This is a genomic window from Brevibacillus sp. SYP-B805, from assembly GCF_011059135.1.
Lineage (GTDB): Bacteria > Bacillota > Bacilli > Brevibacillales > Brevibacillaceae > Brevibacillus_F.
In genome coordinates, this window is the sequence record NZ_JAALGD010000001.1 from 457,124 (window position 1) to 473,271 (window position 16,148).

The window sequence follows — 16,148 nt, forward strand, 5'->3', positions numbered from 1 at the left end:
GATTGTTGGTATCCCCTGGCGAGGTGAATCATGAACGAACGTCTGCTACGATACAGAGAACTGGTAAAAGAAAAATGGAACAGCCTGAACAGCAAGCAAAAGTGGCTGATTTCATCCCTGTCGCTGTTTCTTCTCCTCTCACTTGGCCTATACATATATTTCGCATCGCAGCCGGTTTACAAGTCGCTGTATAACCAGCGATTGAGTGAACAGGAAGTGGGGCTGATTCGGCAGCAGCTGGAGAGTCAGGGCATTCCATACCGGATCACCGGCAACGGTACCGGCATCGAAGTCCCGGAAACAATGGCGCAGGATGTGATTGTGGACCTGGCGGCGCAGGGGATTCCCAGCGAGGCTGGCATCAACACGGAGATTTTTTCCGGGACGGGATCATTTGGCATCACCGACCGGCAGTTTGACGTGCTGGAGAAAGACGCGCTCCAGCAGGAATTGAAGAATATGCTGGAGCATGTACGCGGCGTGCGCAGTGCACAGGTGATGCTGACCCTGCCTGAAGAAAGCGTCTGGGTAACAGAGACCCCCGATCAGGCAACCGCCTCCGTGATCGTCGAAGTGGAACCGGGAACACGGCTCGGCCCTGAACAAATCCGATCCCTCTATTACATGGTTTCACGCAGCGTAAAAAAGCTTCCGCTGGAAAACATCACGATCACGGACCAATATTCCAATCTGCTTGAGCTGCCGGACAAAGACGCCAGCAAGGGGTCGCTTACCCAATACCAGCAGCAGGAAGAGATCAAGAAGAATGTGGAAAAAGAGATCCAGCAGAACTTATATAACCTGCTGGGCACCCTGATGGGTCGTGACAAGGTTGTGGTACACACCACCGTGCAGATGGACTTTTCGCAGGAAACCCGTGTCGAGAACCGGGTGGAAGCGCCTGACAGGGAAAACAATGAAGGCCTGATCATCAGTGCCCAAAAACTGTCCAAAACCTTTACCGGTCAGGGAACGCCTCCGGGCGGCGCGGCCGGTACCGGCCAGAACGATGTGCCCAGCTTCCCGGGATCCAATCCGCAGGGAACAAACAGCCAGTATGAAGAGATCAACGATACGGTCAACCGCGAAGTGGATCGTATTACGCGCAACATCACCTTAAGCCCTTATAAAATTGTAGATATCGGCATCAACATTGGCGTAGAGCCGCCGGATGGCGGACAGCTGGATGAACAGACGATCGCCAACATCCGGCAGATCCTGGGGACGGTCGTCCGCGTCACGCTCAGTGACAAGAACCTGACGCAGGATCAGATTGATCAGCGCATTACCGTATTCCCGCGCACCTTCTCCGGCAAAATCGTCCAAGAGCAGTCGCTCTTGAGCCCGGCTCTTCTCTATGGCACGGGAGCCGTCGCTCTGCTGGCCCTTGGGGCGGTCGGATACCTGATTTTCCGTCGGCGCCGACAAGTGCAGCAGCAGCAGGAAGAGAGCATTCCGGATCTGCCACCACCGCAGCCGTTCGAGGTTCCGGACCTCCAGTACAAGGAGGATACGGACGAAGTGGTCGTCCGCAAACAGTTGGAAAAGCTGGCGCGCAGCAAACCGGACGAGTTTGTCGTTTTGCTCCGCACATGGCTAGCTGAAGATTAGGGAGTGAGGACCAATGGCTCGCGGCACCAAAGAATTGACAGGTAGACAAAAGGCTGCGATTCTTCTCATCTCGCTTGGGCCCGAAGTGTCCGCACAGGTGTTCAAGCATTTGCGGGAAGATGAAATTGAACAACTAACACTGGAAATCGCCAATGTCAGAAAAGTAGATAATGAAGAAAAAGAAAGGATCCTGGCCGAATTTCACCAGATTGCCGTCGCCAAGGAAGTGATCGCCCAGGGCGGGATCACCTACGCCAGAGAGATTCTGCAAAAGGCTCTCGGCGATAGCAAGGCGATGGACATTATCAACAGGCTGACCGCCAATCTCCAGGTGCGCCCGTTCGATTTTGCCCGCAAGGCGGATCCGGGGCAGATCCTGAACTTCATCCAGAACGAGCATTCGCAGACGATTGCGCTGGTGCTGTCCTATCTGGAGCCAACCCAGGCCGCCATGATTCTGTCCGCCCTGCCGCAGGAGCGCCAGGCCGACGTGGCGAAGCGCATCGCCTTGATGGACAGTACGTCGCCGGAAGTGATCGCGCAGGTGGAGCAGGTGCTCGAACAGAAGCTCTCCGCCACCGTCACCCAGGATTACACGCAGGCGGGCGGCATCGAGGCGATCGTCAGCATCCTCAACGGTGTGGACCGGGGGACGGAGCGGACGATTCTCGATTCGCTGGAGATTCAAGATCCCGAGTTGGCGGAAGAGATCAAGAAGCGGATGTTCGTCTTCGAAGATATTGCCACGCTGGACAATCGCTCCATTCAGCGGGTTATCCGCGACGTGGAAAACACCGACCTGCAGCTTGCGCTGAAAGTGGCAAGCGAGGAAGTGCGCGAAGTGATTTTCCGCAACATGTCCAAGCGGATGGCGGATACTTTCAAGGAAGAGATGGAGTTTATGGGTCCGGTTCGCCTGCGCGATGTAGAAGAGGCGCAATCGCGCATCGTGGCGATCATTCGTCGCTTGGAAGAGGCTGGTGAGATTATCATCGCCCGCGGCGGAGGAGATGATATCATTGTCTAGGATCATCAAGTCGACCCGTTACGCCCATTCCAAGGAAGCGATCATACTCTCCGTAAAAGCACCACCACTTCCTAAGACGGTACAAGCTTCCGAAAAGTTGCAACTAATTCATCCGGAAGTGGAAAATGCCAAAATCGAGGCGGAAGCCATTCTGCTCGACGCGGAAAAGACGGCCAACCGCATGCTGGAGGATGCCGCCGCGCAGGCGGAACAGCTGAAACAGCAGGCGCTGGCCGAGATTGCCGCATGGTGGGAGCAGAAGCGGCAGGAGGCGGAGCAGCTTTTTCAAGAGACGGAAGCGGAAGCACGGCAGGCCGGGTTCGCGCAGGGGGTTGAGGAAGGCAAGGCGTTTGTCATCCAGGAAGAGCAGCAGACCATCCAGACTGCCCGTGACGTGCTGGAGTCCGCCTATCGGGCAAAAGAGCAGATCATAGCGGAAGCGGAACCGTTCGTGGTGGAACTGAGCATGGAGGTTGCCAAAAAGGTGATCGGGCAGGAGCTGTCGGAGGCGCCGGAGAAAATTCTGGAGCTTGCCCGCCGCGTCCTGCGCCGCTCCCGTGTGCAGGGCCCGATTACCTTGTGTGTCAACCATCGCTACTTTGATTTTCTGATGGAACATCGCCAGCAGCTGTTGGCCCTGCTTGACGGCCAGGCGGAATTGTCGATTTTTCCGGATTACACGGTACAGGACGAAGGCTGCGTGATTCGAACACCGCTTGGCAGCGTCGATGCCCGCATCGATACGCAGCTGCAGGAAATCAAGCAGGTACTGATGGAGATCGCACAGGGAAGTGAGACAGATGAGCGTTCTTGATCTCTCCAAATACCGTCACGCGCTTCATCATCTCGATCCGGTGCGGGTGAACGGAAAAGTGACGCAGGTGGTCGGCCTGACCATCGAATCGCAGGGCCCGGAAGCCAAGCTGGGGGAGATTTGCCTGATCCACTCCCAGCAGCATCAGGAGCCGATACTGGCGGAAGTCGTCGGGTTTCGTGACAACAAGGTGCTGCTGATGCCGCTTGGCGAGGTATCCGCCATCGGTCCCGGCTGCGATGTCGTGGCGACCGGCAAGCCGCTGATGGTGAGGGTGGGGCCGGAGATTCTGGGCACGGTGCTGGACGGGTTGGGACGCCCGCTGGAGGGGAGTCTGCCGTTTGGACTGGCCAGTGTGCCAACCGATAACCAGCCTCCCAATCCGCTGAAAAGACCGCGCATCGCTGAACCGCTTTCCGTGGGAGTACGCGCCATCGACGGCCTGATCACCGTGGGCAAGGGGCAGCGTGTCGGCATTTTTGCCGGGTCGGGCGTGGGGAAAAGCACGCTGTTGGGCATGATCGCCCGCAATACGACGGCGGATATCAATGTGATTGCCCTGATCGGCGAGCGGGGACGCGAAGTATTGGAGTTTATCGAGCGCGATCTTGGGGAAGAAGGATTACAACGGTCTGTCGTGATCGTCGCCACCTCTGACCAGCCCGCCATGATCCGGATCAAGGGAGCCATGATCGCGACCGCCATCGCCGAATATTTTCGCGACCGCGGGTTGAACGTCATGCTGATGATGGATTCGGTAACCCGATTTGCCATGGCCCAGCGGGAGATTGGGCTTGCCATTGGCGAACCGCCCGCCACCCGAGGCTATACACCGTCGGTTTTTGCCCTGCTGCCGAAGCTGCTGGAGCGGGCTGGCACCGCCCATAAGGGAAGCATTACGGCTTTTTATACGGTGCTGGTGGATGCCGACGACATGAACGATCCGATTGCGGATGCGGTGCGGGGGATTTTGGACGGGCATATCGTCCTTGACCGCAAAATCGCGCAAAAAGGCCACTTTCCGGCGATCGATGTGCTGGCCAGCGTCAGCCGGGTGATGTCCGAAATCTGCTCGGACGAACACCTGGAAGCCGCGCGCGAACTGAAGCGCCACCTGGCTACCTACAAGGAAGCGGAAGATCTGATCAACATCGGTGCCTACAAGATGGGAACCAACCGCGATATCGATGCTGCCATCCGCTATCGCGACATCATTCGCGAATTTACCGCACAGGGTACTCATGAGCCATCCGACTGGGAGAGCACCCTCAAAGCCTTAACCGCTCACTTTGGAGGCGTACGCTGATGAAAACCTTTCATTTTCATCTCCAAAAGGTTCTGGATTTGAAAGAACGGGAAAAGGAACAGGCGGCGTGGGCGCTCGGCAAATCCATGCAGCGGCAGCGGGAAGAAGAGGAGAAGCTTTATCAGCTGAACGAGCGGCGGGAAGAGCTGACGCAATTTCTGTACGAGGTGCAGGTTCAGGCATGTACGGCTGCCCGGCTGATCGATATTACCCGCTACCGCCAGGCTGTGGACAAGGCCATCCTTTCCCAACAGCGCACCTTGCATGGCTGCGAACAGGAAGTGGAAGCGCGCAAGCAAACCTTGACGCGAAAGATGCAGGAAACCCAGCTCTGGCAGCGGCTTCGCGAAAAAGCAATGGAAAGATTCCACAATGAACTAGGCAAACGTGAGCAAAAAGAACTGGATGAAATCGGGATCAACCGTTATGTGCGGAGGAGCCATTAGGGGGTGAGGAGCATATGGAAGAGATCCAGGAAGAGAGATCGTACAGCAAGTGGGAATGGTTCTTTTACATGATTCTGATCCCCGCGCTTTTTGCGGCTCTCCTGGGCGGCGTGCTGTTATCGCTGCTGGGGGTGAACGTCATCGGAGGCGCTCTCCGCTGGGCCAATTCCATCCCGTATGTGGAAAAGATCGTGCCGGACACCGCCGTAGAACCGCAAGCGGATCCGAACAGCAGGGAAAGCCTGGAGAAACAGCTGGTTACCCTGCAGAGCGAATTGGCCAAAAGCAAACAGACCATCAGTACTTATGAGACAGAGGCTGCCAAAAAGGATGCCACCATCCAGGAGCTGCAAAAGAAGACGCAGGATTTGCAGAAGATGATGGAAAACAAGCGCACCACGGAGGAAGAACGTCAAAAACAATATCAGAATCTGGCCAAAATCTATACGACCATGTCTTCCAAAAATGCCGCCTCGATCATCTCCAATTTGTCGCTGGAAGAAGCGGTTACCGTGATGACGAAGATGAAGCCGGAGCAGCAGTCGGAGATCCTGTCCAAGATGGACCCCAAGAAAGCGGCGGACATCTCCATCCTGTTAAAAGATACGGTCGTCAATGAGAACGAAGATATCGCCGCGCTGCAGCAGCGCGAGCAGGCGTTGATCAAAGCGTTGAGCGACACACGGCAGGATTCCACCAGCCTGAATTCGCTGATCAATACGCTCTCGGCCATGCCGGCGGAAGATGCATCGACCATCTTGATGAGCCTCATGACGACCAATCAGAAAAGGGCCATCTCGATCATTGCCGGCATGGCAGACGACAAGCGGGCACAGGTGATGTCCGCGATCACGAAGAAGGACGGCCAATTGGCTGCCATCATTACGAACGAGTTGCTCCGATAAGCGTACATACGTTTATCGTTCCATAGCAACTAAACCCATTTCATGAGGAGGTGACGCAATGAATGTAGCCAATCCGATCTTGGCGCCGATCGGCCCTGCGGCAGGAGTGCCGATGGGACAAGCCTCACCGGCTGCTTCCGTATCGCTTGGCGGATTGTTCGCATTCGAACTTGGCAGCGCCCTGCAGGGCATGCAGCCGATGGATGCGCTGCCTGCTGTGGCGCTGGACATGAACCCGGAGGACATGGAAAAGCTGGCTGATCTTCTCGCCGTCCTGCAGCAGATGCTGGCTGGCGGCAGTCAGCAGCTCCCGCAGCTGACCGATCCGCAAACCGACGCTTGGTCCGAGCAGGATCTTGCCACTCTGCAATCCTTGCTTGCCAACTATCCGCAGGCAGGTGGGAACAATGCGGCGGCAACCGGCGTACGGACCGATCTGCAGCCATTGATCACTACATTCATGCAGCAAGGGCTGTCGCCAAATGAAGCGGAAAGCTTCACGCAGCTGCTTCTTGCCCTGGCCAAACAAGATGTGCCCGATACCCAAACGGGACCGGCCACGCTAGCCCAACAGGCCAAACAACTGTTGGAGTCGCTTGGTGTGGAGGTGCAAAAGGGAGAGACTACAACCACGGCGGTGAAAGGAACGGCGCTGCAGCCGTCCGGCTTACAGCTGGCGGTCCAATCCAACCCGTTCAGCCGACCCTTCCACCAAAGCGCGTTGAAAAACGAGCCGTCTTCCCACACGCTGCGTCTCAATCAGGCGCTGGCCGTATACCGGGCTGAAGCTGGGGTTGCTTCGACGGCGTGGAGACCGGCGGCTGACGTTCCGGTGGTTCAGGGGGCGCAAGCAGGGGAATCCGTTCAGCCGGATGGACAGCCGATCCCATTGTTCCACCTGTCGGCAGGGCCCGGAAATGGCAGCGCGGTTTCCGGTGTATCGACCGAACAGACGGCCAGCTTCAACGGCCATGTTGTCCATGCCGACCAGTTTGCCAAAGAGATGGGCGAGCTGCTGGTGAAACAGATGAAGCTGGGCAATTTCCGCGGCATTTCTGAAGCGAAAATTACCCTGCATCCGCAAAACCTCGGGCACGTGGATGTCAAAATCATTGCGCACAACGGCGTGATTACGGCACATTTCACCGCGGAAACGGCAAGCGGCAAAGAAATGCTGGACAATCAGATGTCACAGCTGCGGGCGGCGCTCGTTCAACAAGGTCTGCAGGTCGACCGTCTGGAAGTGACCCAACAGCAGCATCACCAGCCGGAATTTGGCTTCCAGCAGGAGCGGGGACAGTCCCGTCAGCAGCAAAACCAGCAGCAGAAAAAGCAGCATGACGAGGAAAAGGCTGAATTCTCCATTGAGAAGCTGGTGGGCGGCATCGAATCCGCCGCAGCTGCGTGGAACCGGCTCCAAGGCAAGCTGAACATCGAGTATTCCGTATAAGGGAGTCGGGAGGAGTGGCACCATGAATCAATCATTTCGTGTGGGTCAGGCCTACTTTCCTCCAAAGCCGCATCATGCAGCGAAACCGCAAGCTTCCCCAACCGTCCGGAAACCGTTTCAGCAGTGGCTGACGGAAACGGTACAGGCGGACAAGGAACACAGGCCTCTTACGTTCAGCCAGCATGCGCTGAACCGTTTGCAGGAGCGGGGAATCGCATTGGCTCCGGCCGATGTGACGAGGTTGGAACAAGCCGTACAGAAAGCGGCGGATAAAGGAGCGAAAGAATCGCTGGTCATGATGGACAATGTCGCCTATGTCATCAGCATCGTGAACCGCAAAGTGATTACCGCCGTCGACGAAGGGCATATGAAGGAGAATGTGTTCACCAACATAGACAGCGCCATTTTCGTGTGAAGACCCATGATGATCAAACGGGCTGGCCCTCGATGAGGAAGCCCGGGATTACCGAACGATTGACGTAATCCGCATTTACGAAACGTGAGGGGGAATTGTGAATGATTCGTTCCTTGTATACGGGCATTTCCGGGTTGCGCGGCTTTCAGACGAAGCTTGATGTCATCGGCAACAACATCGCCAACGTCAATACCGTTGGTTACAAGAAAAGCCGCGTGATGTTCCAGGATGTGCTCAGCCAAAACATTCAAGGGGCCACCGCTCCGAACGAAGATACCGGCAGGGGCGGGATCAACCCGATGCAGGTCGGCCTTGGCTCCCAGGTAGGTTCGATTGAGATGGCCTTCTCCGCAGGCAGCCCGATGACCACCAACCTGCCGACGGATCTCTCGATTGAGGGAGATGCTTTCTTCGTCGTCAGTGCAGGCGCAGATGGCCCTCTGTATTACACCCGCGCTGGCAACTTCACCCGCGATGCAAACGGCACGCTGGTGAACTCCCAAGGGTTGAAACTGCAGGCGGCGGGCGGCGGGGATATCACGATCTCCCGTGAAGATTATACGTCATACTCCATTGGGAAAGACGGAAAGGTAATCGGTGTTTTACCGGACGGGACATTGGAAGAGATTGCAACGGTTGGCGTCATGACGTTCAACAACCCGGGAGCGTTGAAAAAAGTGGGGAACTCGCTCTATGAATATACCAACAACGCCGGGGCCGTCGGCGGCGATCCGGCCACACCGTTGGATCCTACTGCTGATGAGGCGAAGGTAAACATCATCTCCGGCCAGTTGGAAATGTCCAACGTGGATCTGTCGGAAGAGTTTACGGAAATGATCGTGGCGCAGCGCGGCTTCCAAGCGAACTCCCGCATCATCACCACATCGGACAGCGTGCTGGAAGAGCTGGTCAATCTGAAACGATAAGCTTTCATGACGGAATGAATGCGGCCGGGAGAGGAGACGCACGCTCCTCTTCCGCCCATTCATAAATGAAGGGTGGGACCCATGCTTGAATTGACCCGGTTGAACGGCACCAGGTTTTTTCTCAATATCACGCATATCGAGACGGTTGAGGCAACACCGGATACGGTGATCACGCTGAGCAACGGCAAAAAGTACATCGTAAAGGATAGGGCAGCCGATGTGGCGGAACGAATCAGCGCCTTTTACCAGAAGTCGGGCATGCCTGCGATCATTCCTCGTCCTGTCGATGATTTTAACGAATAGCGGGAGGCGTACGATGTTTCAGAACAAATTGTTTAACATGGCTCTTATCATTTTAATCGCAATCACCCTGCTGGGAGTGGTTTCGTTTGTCCTGTGGCAGACCTATCTTTCGCCCACGGCTCAAACCGCTGCCCATGAGGAACCCAAGGAAGCCGAACCGTTATCCGCAGACGAAATGCAGGAATATACGGTTGACACCGGCGAAATTACGACCAATCTGCTCACCAACAATTACATCATCGTTCGCTTCAGCATCACCGCTGACAGCGCGGATGGCAAGGAAGAGCTGACAAAGCGCATGCCGCAGATCAACCAGATCATCATCAAAACCTTGGCTGGCCTGACTCCGGATGATATCAAGGGAACGGAAGGGATCAACAAGCTGGAAGCGAAAATCATGAATGAAGTAAGTGCCATCATGCAAGAAGGCAAGATCGTTCAGGTGATTACCACCAAAAAAGTGCTGTCCTGACAGCCTTGGACAGATTGATACATAGGCAGGGAGGTGACGGTATATGGCCGAGGTTCTCTCACAGAGTGAGATTGATGCGCTGCTGGCCGCTCTCTCATCGGGAGAAATGGATGCCAATGAGCTGAAAAAGGAAGAGACTGAGCGAAAAGTCAAAGTGTACGACTTCAAACGGGCGCTTCGCTTTTCCAAGGATCAGATTCGCGGACTGACCCGCATCCATGAAAACTATGCACGATTGTTGACGACATACTTTTCAGCTCAGCTTCGCACCTTCGTACAGATCAGTGTCGCTTCCGTTGACCAGTTGCCATATGACGAATTTATTCGCTCCATACCGAAAATGACGATTTTAAATATATTTGAAGCCCCGCCGCTGGAAGGCCGCATGGTCATGGAGGTCAACCCCAATATCGCCTATGCGATGCTTGACCGTCTTCTGGGCGGGCAAGGGTCGATACCGGACAAGATGGGGGCCCTCACGGAGATTGAAACGACCGTGATGGAGAAGGTCTTCAGCAAGGCGCTGGACAGTTTTCATGACGCCTGGAAACAGATCATCGAGCTGGATCCGTACCTGGAAGTCATGGAAATGAACCCGCAGTTTATGCAAATCGTCTCCCCGAATGAAATCGTTGCCGTGATCTCGTTCAGTACCAAAATCGGTGATACAACCGGAATGATCAACCTGTGTTTGCCGCACGTCGTGATCGAACCGATCATGCCGAAGCTGTCCGGTCAATACTGGTTCTCGACACAGAAGAAATCGAGGGACGAGCATGAAAAAATCAGGCTCGAGGAACATGTCAAGACAGCCAAGCTGCCCATCATCGCCGAATTGGGAACCTCCACGATTACCGTGGGTGAGTTCCTCAGTCTGGCGAAGGGCGATGTGATTCAACTGGATCAATCGATCGAAAGCAAATTGAAGATCAAAGTGGGGGAGCGCCTGAAGTATCTGGGGCAGCCGGGTACGCTGAAAGGCCGCGTCGCTGTCCAGATTGACGAAGTCCTCGAGGAAGGGGAGGAAAACTATGAGTAGGGATATGTTGTCACAGGAGGAGATCGACGCGCTGCTGCGTGCAAACAATCTCGTCGGGGAAGAGCAGGAAGCTCCCGAGATGAATGTAGACAGTCTGCTCTCGCCGTTTGAGCAGGATGCGCTGGGCGAGATCGGCAACATCACGTTCGGCAGCGCCGCCACGGCGTTGTCCACACTGCTGAATCAAAAGGTGGACATTACCACACCGACCGTCTCCCTGATTAAACGCAGCCAGCTGCACGAAGAGTTTCCGCGGCCGCATTTCGTCATCCACGTGGAATACACAGACGGGTTTGAAGGCATCAACCTGCTGGTGGTCCGGGTGGAAGATGCTGCGGTGATTGCCGATCTGATGATGGGGGGCAACGGGAAACCGGAATCGACCGAGATGACCGACATTCACATCAGCGCCGTCCAGGAAGCGATGAACCAGATGATGGGCTCGGCAGCCACCTCCATGTCCACGATCTTCAACCAGCTGGTAAACATTTCGCCGCCGGGCATCGATTTGATCGATCTGGCGAAAGAGGATCACAATATCCTGTCGGGAGAGTATCTGGTAAAGATCTCTTTCCGGCTGAAAGTCGGGGAGCATGGCGAATTGATCGACTCTTCGATCATGCAGCTGCTGCCGGTTCCGTTCGCCAAGCAAATGATCGATATGCTGATGGGCACGGGAACCTCAGGGGAGTTGTCGTCTGACACGAGCGCGGCGGCACAGGATGCACCCGCAGCGCAGCCAAGCGCCGCACCGCAGCCGCAGCAGCCGACTCAGCCGGCGGCAGCCCAACAGCCGCCAGCCCAGCAACCGCCTGTCGAGGGGTATGCGGGATACGGACAACCTCCGCAGCCGGGTGGCTATCCGCCTTATCCGTATCCACCCTATCCCTATCCGTACCCGCCATACTATCAACAGCCGCCTGCGCCGCATGTACCCCAGCATATTGGGGGAAGCGTTGCGGCTCAACCATCGGCCAATGTGCAGCCGGCCCAGTTTTCGCCGCTGGGAGGCGGACGCTTGCCGCTGGAAGAGGAACAAAACCTCAACCTGCTGCTTGACATCCCGCTGCAGGTAACGGTTGAACTGGGACGTACCAAGAAAGTGATCAAGGAAATCCTCGAGCTGTCTGCGGGCTCCATCATCCAGCTGGACAAGCTTGCCGGTGAGCCGGTGGACATCCTCGTCAACAACAAACTGATCGCCAAAGGCGAAGTCGTGGTCATCGACGAGAACTTCGGCGTGCGTGTGACGGATATTATCAGTCAGTGGGATCGCGTTCAGAAACTACAGTAATATTCACTAACCTAAGGAGGACTATACCATGGCAAACAAAGTATTAATCGTAGACGACGCTGCCTTCATGAGAATGATGATTAAAGAGATTCTGACGAAGAACGGCTATACCGTTGTCGGCGAAGCCAGCGACGGAGCTCAGGCGGTCGAGAAATACAAGGAGTTGGGGCCGGATCTGGTGACGATGGATATCACGATGCCGGAGATGGATGGGATTACGGCGTTGAAAGAAATCAGAAAGATCGACCCGAATGCGCGTATCATCATGTGTTCGGCGATGGGGCAGCAGGCCATGGTAATCGATGCGATTCAAGCAGGGGCGAAAGATTTCATTGTAAAACCATTCCAAGCCGATCGCGTCATTGAAGCGATCAAAAAGACCCTGGGCTGATCATGAGCACCTTCAAAGCCGGAGCCAAGCTGGTCAGGATCTGCTTGGGCTTCCTGCTGCTGGCTGGCTTGTTTCCTGCCTGCGTACATGCCAATGAGCCGTCAGCCTGGGATGCGCTCCACAACCAATCCCCCGCCCAGCAGACAGACGGCGGCACTGCTGCAACGACCAACAACGCTGCCGCACTCGGCGGCGAAGAACCCCCCAGCGGGTGGACGCTGCTCCTGCAGGTGTTCTTTTCCTTGGGATTGGTCATCATCCTGATTTATCTCCTGCTGCGTTTCCTGGCGAACCGGAAAATGGGCCTGCAAGAAAACGGCCCGATGCGGATTGTCAGCAGTTTGCCGGTTGGCAACGGGAAAACCATCCAGATGGTGATGATCGGCGACTCGCTTTACATTCTGGGGGTCGGCGATACCATTCAGCTGATCCGCCACATCCCGCCGGGCGATGAGTTGGATTTGCTGCTGGCGGAAGCGGAAATCAAGAGCACTCCGGGCATCTTGCCGAGCTGGCTGCCGTTCCTGCGAGGCAACCGGCAGGAAGAGAGCATGGCGGCCGCGATCCGGCAAGCGAATCCCGATGATACGTTTGCAGACCTCCTGGAGCGGCAGTGGGACGAAGTGAATCGGGAGAGTTCCGTCAGGCCGGAGCAGTGGAACAGCGATGGCAAGAGAGGGGGACAGCCATGAGGAAAAGTTTTCCACTCATGCTGATGTTCCTTTTGGTGCTGTTGCTGCCGACCGCGGCTTCTGCGGCGCCAACGCCCCCCGTTATTCCCAGCGTGGATCTGAAGATCGGAGCAGGGACGGGCAGTCCGCAAGAAACCTCCACCGTCGTACAGCTGCTGCTGATTCTGACGGTGCTCTCGGTGGCACCCGCCATTCTCCTGCTGATGACCTGTTTTACGCGGATCGTGGTTGTTCTCTCCTTCACCCGGAATGCCTTGGGAACCCAGCAAATGCCGCCCAATCAGGTATTGATTGGCCTGGCCCTGTTCATGACGTTTTTTGTCATGGCACCCACCTTTGCCAAGATGAACGAGACGGCGGTACAGCCCTTTCTCCAGGGCAAGATGAACCAGCAGCAGGCGCTCGCGGCGGCTGCCGTTCCGCTCAAAGAGTTCATGGCGAAGCAGACCCGCCAGAAAGACCTGGCGCTTTTTCTCGCCTACACAAAAGCGGAGAAACCCAAGACGGTGCAGGATATCCCGCTGTCCGCACTGGTGCCGGCCTATGTGATCAGCGAGCTGAAGACAGCGTTTCAAATCGGCTTCATGATCTTTGTGCCTTTTCTCGTCATCGACATGATCGTCTCCAGCATCCTGATGGGGATGGGGATGATGATGCTGCCGCCTGTCATGATCTCGCTGCCGTTCAAGATTTTGCTGTTTATCATGGTGGACGGCTGGTATTTGATCGTCAAGTCGCTGCTTGCAAGCTTTTAGCATGGCGGGCCGCAAGAAAGAGGAGGGAGGACAAGCATGACGCAGGAACTGTTGATGCAGATCGCCCAAGGCTCTGTCTACACCATCCTGTTGGTAACGGCACCCGCACTGGGAGCCGGCTTGCTCGTCGGCTTGCTGGTCAGCGTATTTCAAGCGACGACGCAAATTCAGGAACAGACGCTTGCCTTTATCCCGAAAATCGTTGCCGTTCTGGTGACCCTGCTCGTGGTGGGGCCGTGGATGATGCGCGTGGTCGTTGAATTCGCGATGAATATTTTCGGCAATTTGCACCGGTTTGTGGGATAGGCGATGGACGCGATCTTTCTCTATTTGCCCGTCTTTTTGCTGGTGTTGGTCAGAATGGCCTCGTTCTTTTTGACGGCACCCATTTTTTCCACGCGGGGGATTCCCAATCAGGTGAAGATTGGGCTGGCCGTTTTGCTCGCCCTGATCAGCTTTTCGTATGTGCCGGTGAAACACACGATTCCGATGGATCTGCTGTTTATCGTCTACGCCGTCAAGGAAGCGCTGATCGGACTGCTGCTCGGGTTGGTTTGCGAGATGGTTTTTCATACGATTCAGATCGCGGGCGGGCTGATGGATCTGCAGATGGGTTTTGCGATGGCCAATATCATTGACCCGCGAACGGGCGTTTATGTCCCGATCACGGGGACGTTTAAAAGCATACTGGCTACGCTCTATTTCCTCTCGATCAACGGCCACCACATGCTGATCCGGGGAATGCTCGCCAGCTATCAGGCTGTGCCGGTTGACCGCCTCTGGATTCCCCTGGGCGACGAGAAGGTTTTCCTGCATGTGCTGAAGGTATTCAGCAACATGTTCGCGGGCGCGCTGCTGATGGCGGCCCCCATCGTTGCGGCCCTTTTTCTCGTAGATCTTTCTCTTGGTATTATCGCCAAAACGGTGCCGCAATTTAATATTTTTGTGGTCGGCTTGCCGATCAAAATGATTGCCAGTTTTTTGATGCTGATTGTGGTCATGCCGGCTTTCTTTCTGATCCTGAGCGGCTTGTTTGACCAAATGTTTCAGGCGATGGCCAAAATGATGACGCTGCTGGGGGGCTCCTCATGAATGGGCTGAAGCTTCGGTTTCCGCTCGATTTGCAGTACTTCAACGGAGAAAAAACGGAAAAAGCCACCCCTCGCAAGAAGCAGGATGCCCGAAGGAAAGGGCAGGTGGCGAAAAGCACCGAGCTTTCGCCAGCCATTACCTTGACGGGAGTCTTCTTTTTGTTGATGATGCTGGGATCATCCATGTACGACACTTTTCTGCGGATCATGCGCGAATCGCTGTCCACCTATCTGCGCTGGGACGTCACCCAGGAGAATCTCCGCGTGATCGCCTCGCAGCTGACGGTGGAATCAGCCAAGATCGTGGGGCCGGTATTGGCGGTGAGCATCGTGATTGCCCTCGCCACCAACTACGCGCAGGTAGGGGTGCTGTTCACCACCGAACCCCTGCAGATCAAGCTGGAGAAGCTGAATCCGATCCAGGGTGCGAAGCGTCTCTTCACTCTGCGCTCCCTGGTGGAACTGCTGAAATCGCTTTTCAAGATGGCGGCCGGAATCCTGGTTGCCTATACGCTCCTGTGGGACGCCAAGGATCAGCTGATCAAACTGTCGCTCACTTCGTTAAACGGCGTCCTGGCGTTTGTCGCGCATGAAACCGTCAAAGTCGGCCTCTACGTGGGCGCACTGCTCATCCTGCTGGCTGCTTTCGATTATTTGTACCAGCGTTACGAGTACGAAAAAAGCTTGCGCATGTCCAAACAGGACATCAAAGATGAATACAAGAAGACGGAAGGGGACCCGCTGATCAAAAGCAAGATCAGAGAGCGGCAGCGTCAGATGGCGATGCGCCGGATGATGCAGGAGATCCCCAAGGCGGATGTGATCATCACCAACCCGACCCACTACGCCGTGGCGATCAGGTACGAGGCCAGTACCATGTCGGCCCCTACGGTCATAGCGAAAGGGCAGGATTACATCGCCTTGAAGATCAGAGAAATTGCCAGGAAACACGGCATTGTAACCATGGAAAACAAGCCCTTGGCGAGGGCTCTCTATAGTCAGGTGGAGATTGGGCAGCAAATTCCCGAAGAGCTGTTCAAGGCGGTAGCCGAAGTGCTCGCTTACGTGTACAAGCTGCAAGGGAAAGTGAGGTAAACCCCCACCCGGCTGCCGCTGTCGCTGAGCCGGACGGGGCTCCGAACCTTCTCCACGCAGCGAAACCGGGTCACAAACTCATGTAAATGCTTATCGCTTTTCGAAAGGAGGAGGCG

Annotated in this window: 19 protein-coding genes; all 19 read left to right on the forward strand. The window is 55.7% G+C overall.

Translation table 11 applies throughout. The features are described 5' to 3' along the window. The first annotated feature begins 30 nt into the window (after window positions 1–30). The 19 genes from fliF (at window position 31) to flhB (ending at window position 16,032) form a co-directional block, all read left to right on the forward strand. Window positions 31–1,611 (forward strand): flagellar basal-body MS-ring/collar protein FliF, encoded by a 1,581-nt coding sequence (gene fliF / locus G3578_RS02315; protein ID WP_165208194.1) that lies wholly within the window; start codon window positions 31–33, stop codon window positions 1,609–1,611. A gap of 13 nt (window positions 1,612–1,624) precedes the next feature. Beyond that, the gene (gene fliG, locus G3578_RS02320) at window positions 1,625–2,638 is read left to right on the forward strand and encodes a flagellar motor switch protein FliG (protein WP_165208196.1); all 1,014 of its coding nucleotides are present in this window, start codon (window positions 1,625–1,627) and stop codon (window positions 2,636–2,638) included. Beyond that, the gene (locus G3578_RS02325) at window positions 2,622–3,452 is read left to right on the forward strand and encodes a FliH/SctL family protein (protein WP_165208198.1); all 831 of its coding nucleotides are present in this window, start codon (window positions 2,622–2,624) and stop codon (window positions 3,450–3,452) included. Before fliG ends, G3578_RS02325 begins: the two co-directional genes overlap by 17 nt. Next, window positions 3,439–4,758: a flagellar protein export ATPase FliI gene (gene fliI / locus G3578_RS02330; protein ID WP_165208200.1), complete on the forward strand. Its 1,320-nt coding sequence runs from the start codon at window positions 3,439–3,441 to the stop codon at window positions 4,756–4,758. Before G3578_RS02325 ends, fliI begins: the two co-directional genes overlap by 14 nt. Further along, window positions 4,758–5,204 carry a flagellar export protein FliJ gene (fliJ, locus tag G3578_RS02335; protein ID WP_165208201.1) on the forward strand — a complete coding sequence of 149 codons (447 nt, stop codon included), beginning with the start codon at window positions 4,758–4,760 and terminating at the stop codon, window positions 5,202–5,204. Before fliI ends, fliJ begins: the two co-directional genes overlap by 1 nt. Before the next feature lie 14 nt (window positions 5,205–5,218). Next, window positions 5,219–6,109 carry a MotE family protein gene (locus G3578_RS02340; RefSeq protein ID WP_165208203.1) on the forward strand — a complete coding sequence of 297 codons (891 nt, stop codon included), beginning with the start codon at window positions 5,219–5,221 and terminating at the stop codon, window positions 6,107–6,109. A gap of 58 nt (window positions 6,110–6,167) precedes the next feature. Beyond that, window positions 6,168–7,559, forward strand: a complete 1,392-nt coding sequence (locus tag G3578_RS02345; protein WP_165208205.1) for a flagellar hook-length control protein FliK — start codon at window positions 6,168–6,170, stop codon at window positions 7,557–7,559. A 22-nt stretch (window positions 7,560–7,581) separates the two neighbouring features. Next, entirely contained in the window at window positions 7,582–7,974 is a 393-nt protein-coding gene (locus G3578_RS02350) for a TIGR02530 family flagellar biosynthesis protein (RefSeq protein ID WP_165208207.1), read from the forward strand. Window positions 7,975–8,075: 101 nt separating this feature from the next. After that, window positions 8,076–8,900: a flagellar hook-basal body complex protein gene (locus G3578_RS02355; RefSeq protein WP_165208209.1), complete on the forward strand. Its 825-nt coding sequence runs from the start codon at window positions 8,076–8,078 to the stop codon at window positions 8,898–8,900. Between the two features lie 81 nt (window positions 8,901–8,981). Further along, window positions 8,982–9,203, forward strand: coding sequence for a flagellar FlbD family protein (locus G3578_RS02360; protein WP_165208211.1), 222 nt, complete (start codon window positions 8,982–8,984; stop codon window positions 9,201–9,203). 13 nt (window positions 9,204–9,216) lie between these two features. Then, window positions 9,217–9,675 (forward strand): flagellar basal body-associated FliL family protein, encoded by a 459-nt coding sequence (locus G3578_RS02365; RefSeq protein WP_165208213.1) that lies wholly within the window; start codon window positions 9,217–9,219, stop codon window positions 9,673–9,675. Between the two features lie 43 nt (window positions 9,676–9,718). Further along, a complete protein-coding gene (gene fliM / locus G3578_RS02370) occupies window positions 9,719–10,714 on the forward strand; it encodes a flagellar motor switch protein FliM (protein ID WP_165208215.1) in 996 nt (331 codons plus the stop codon). After that, complete coding sequence (gene fliY / locus G3578_RS02375; protein WP_165208217.1) at window positions 10,707–12,008, forward strand: flagellar motor switch phosphatase FliY; 1,302 nt, start codon at window positions 10,707–10,709, stop codon at window positions 12,006–12,008. The genes fliM and fliY overlap by 8 nt, the downstream gene beginning before the upstream one ends. Window positions 12,009–12,036: 28 nt before the next feature. Beyond that, the gene (locus G3578_RS02380) at window positions 12,037–12,399 is read left to right on the forward strand and encodes a response regulator (RefSeq protein ID WP_165208219.1); all 363 of its coding nucleotides are present in this window, start codon (window positions 12,037–12,039) and stop codon (window positions 12,397–12,399) included. A 2-nt stretch (window positions 12,400–12,401) separates the two neighbouring features. Then, window positions 12,402–13,091, forward strand: coding sequence for a flagellar biosynthetic protein FliO (locus G3578_RS02385; RefSeq protein WP_165208221.1), 690 nt, complete (start codon window positions 12,402–12,404; stop codon window positions 13,089–13,091). Further along, window positions 13,088–13,846 carry a flagellar type III secretion system pore protein FliP gene (fliP, locus tag G3578_RS02390; protein ID WP_165208223.1) on the forward strand — a complete coding sequence of 253 codons (759 nt, stop codon included), beginning with the start codon at window positions 13,088–13,090 and terminating at the stop codon, window positions 13,844–13,846. The genes G3578_RS02385 and fliP overlap by 4 nt, the downstream gene beginning before the upstream one ends. A 36-nt stretch (window positions 13,847–13,882) precedes the next feature. Then, the gene (fliQ, locus tag G3578_RS02395) at window positions 13,883–14,152 is read left to right on the forward strand and encodes a flagellar biosynthesis protein FliQ (protein ID WP_165208225.1); all 270 of its coding nucleotides are present in this window, start codon (window positions 13,883–13,885) and stop codon (window positions 14,150–14,152) included. 3 nt (window positions 14,153–14,155) lie between these two features. Continuing rightward, entirely contained in the window at window positions 14,156–14,938 is a 783-nt protein-coding gene (gene fliR, locus G3578_RS02400; protein ID WP_165208227.1) for a flagellar biosynthetic protein FliR, read from the forward strand. After that, complete coding sequence (flhB, locus tag G3578_RS02405) at window positions 14,935–16,032, forward strand: flagellar biosynthesis protein FlhB (RefSeq protein ID WP_165208229.1); 1,098 nt, start codon at window positions 14,935–14,937, stop codon at window positions 16,030–16,032. The genes fliR and flhB overlap by 4 nt, the downstream gene beginning before the upstream one ends. Window positions 16,033–16,148: the final 116 nt, after the last annotated feature.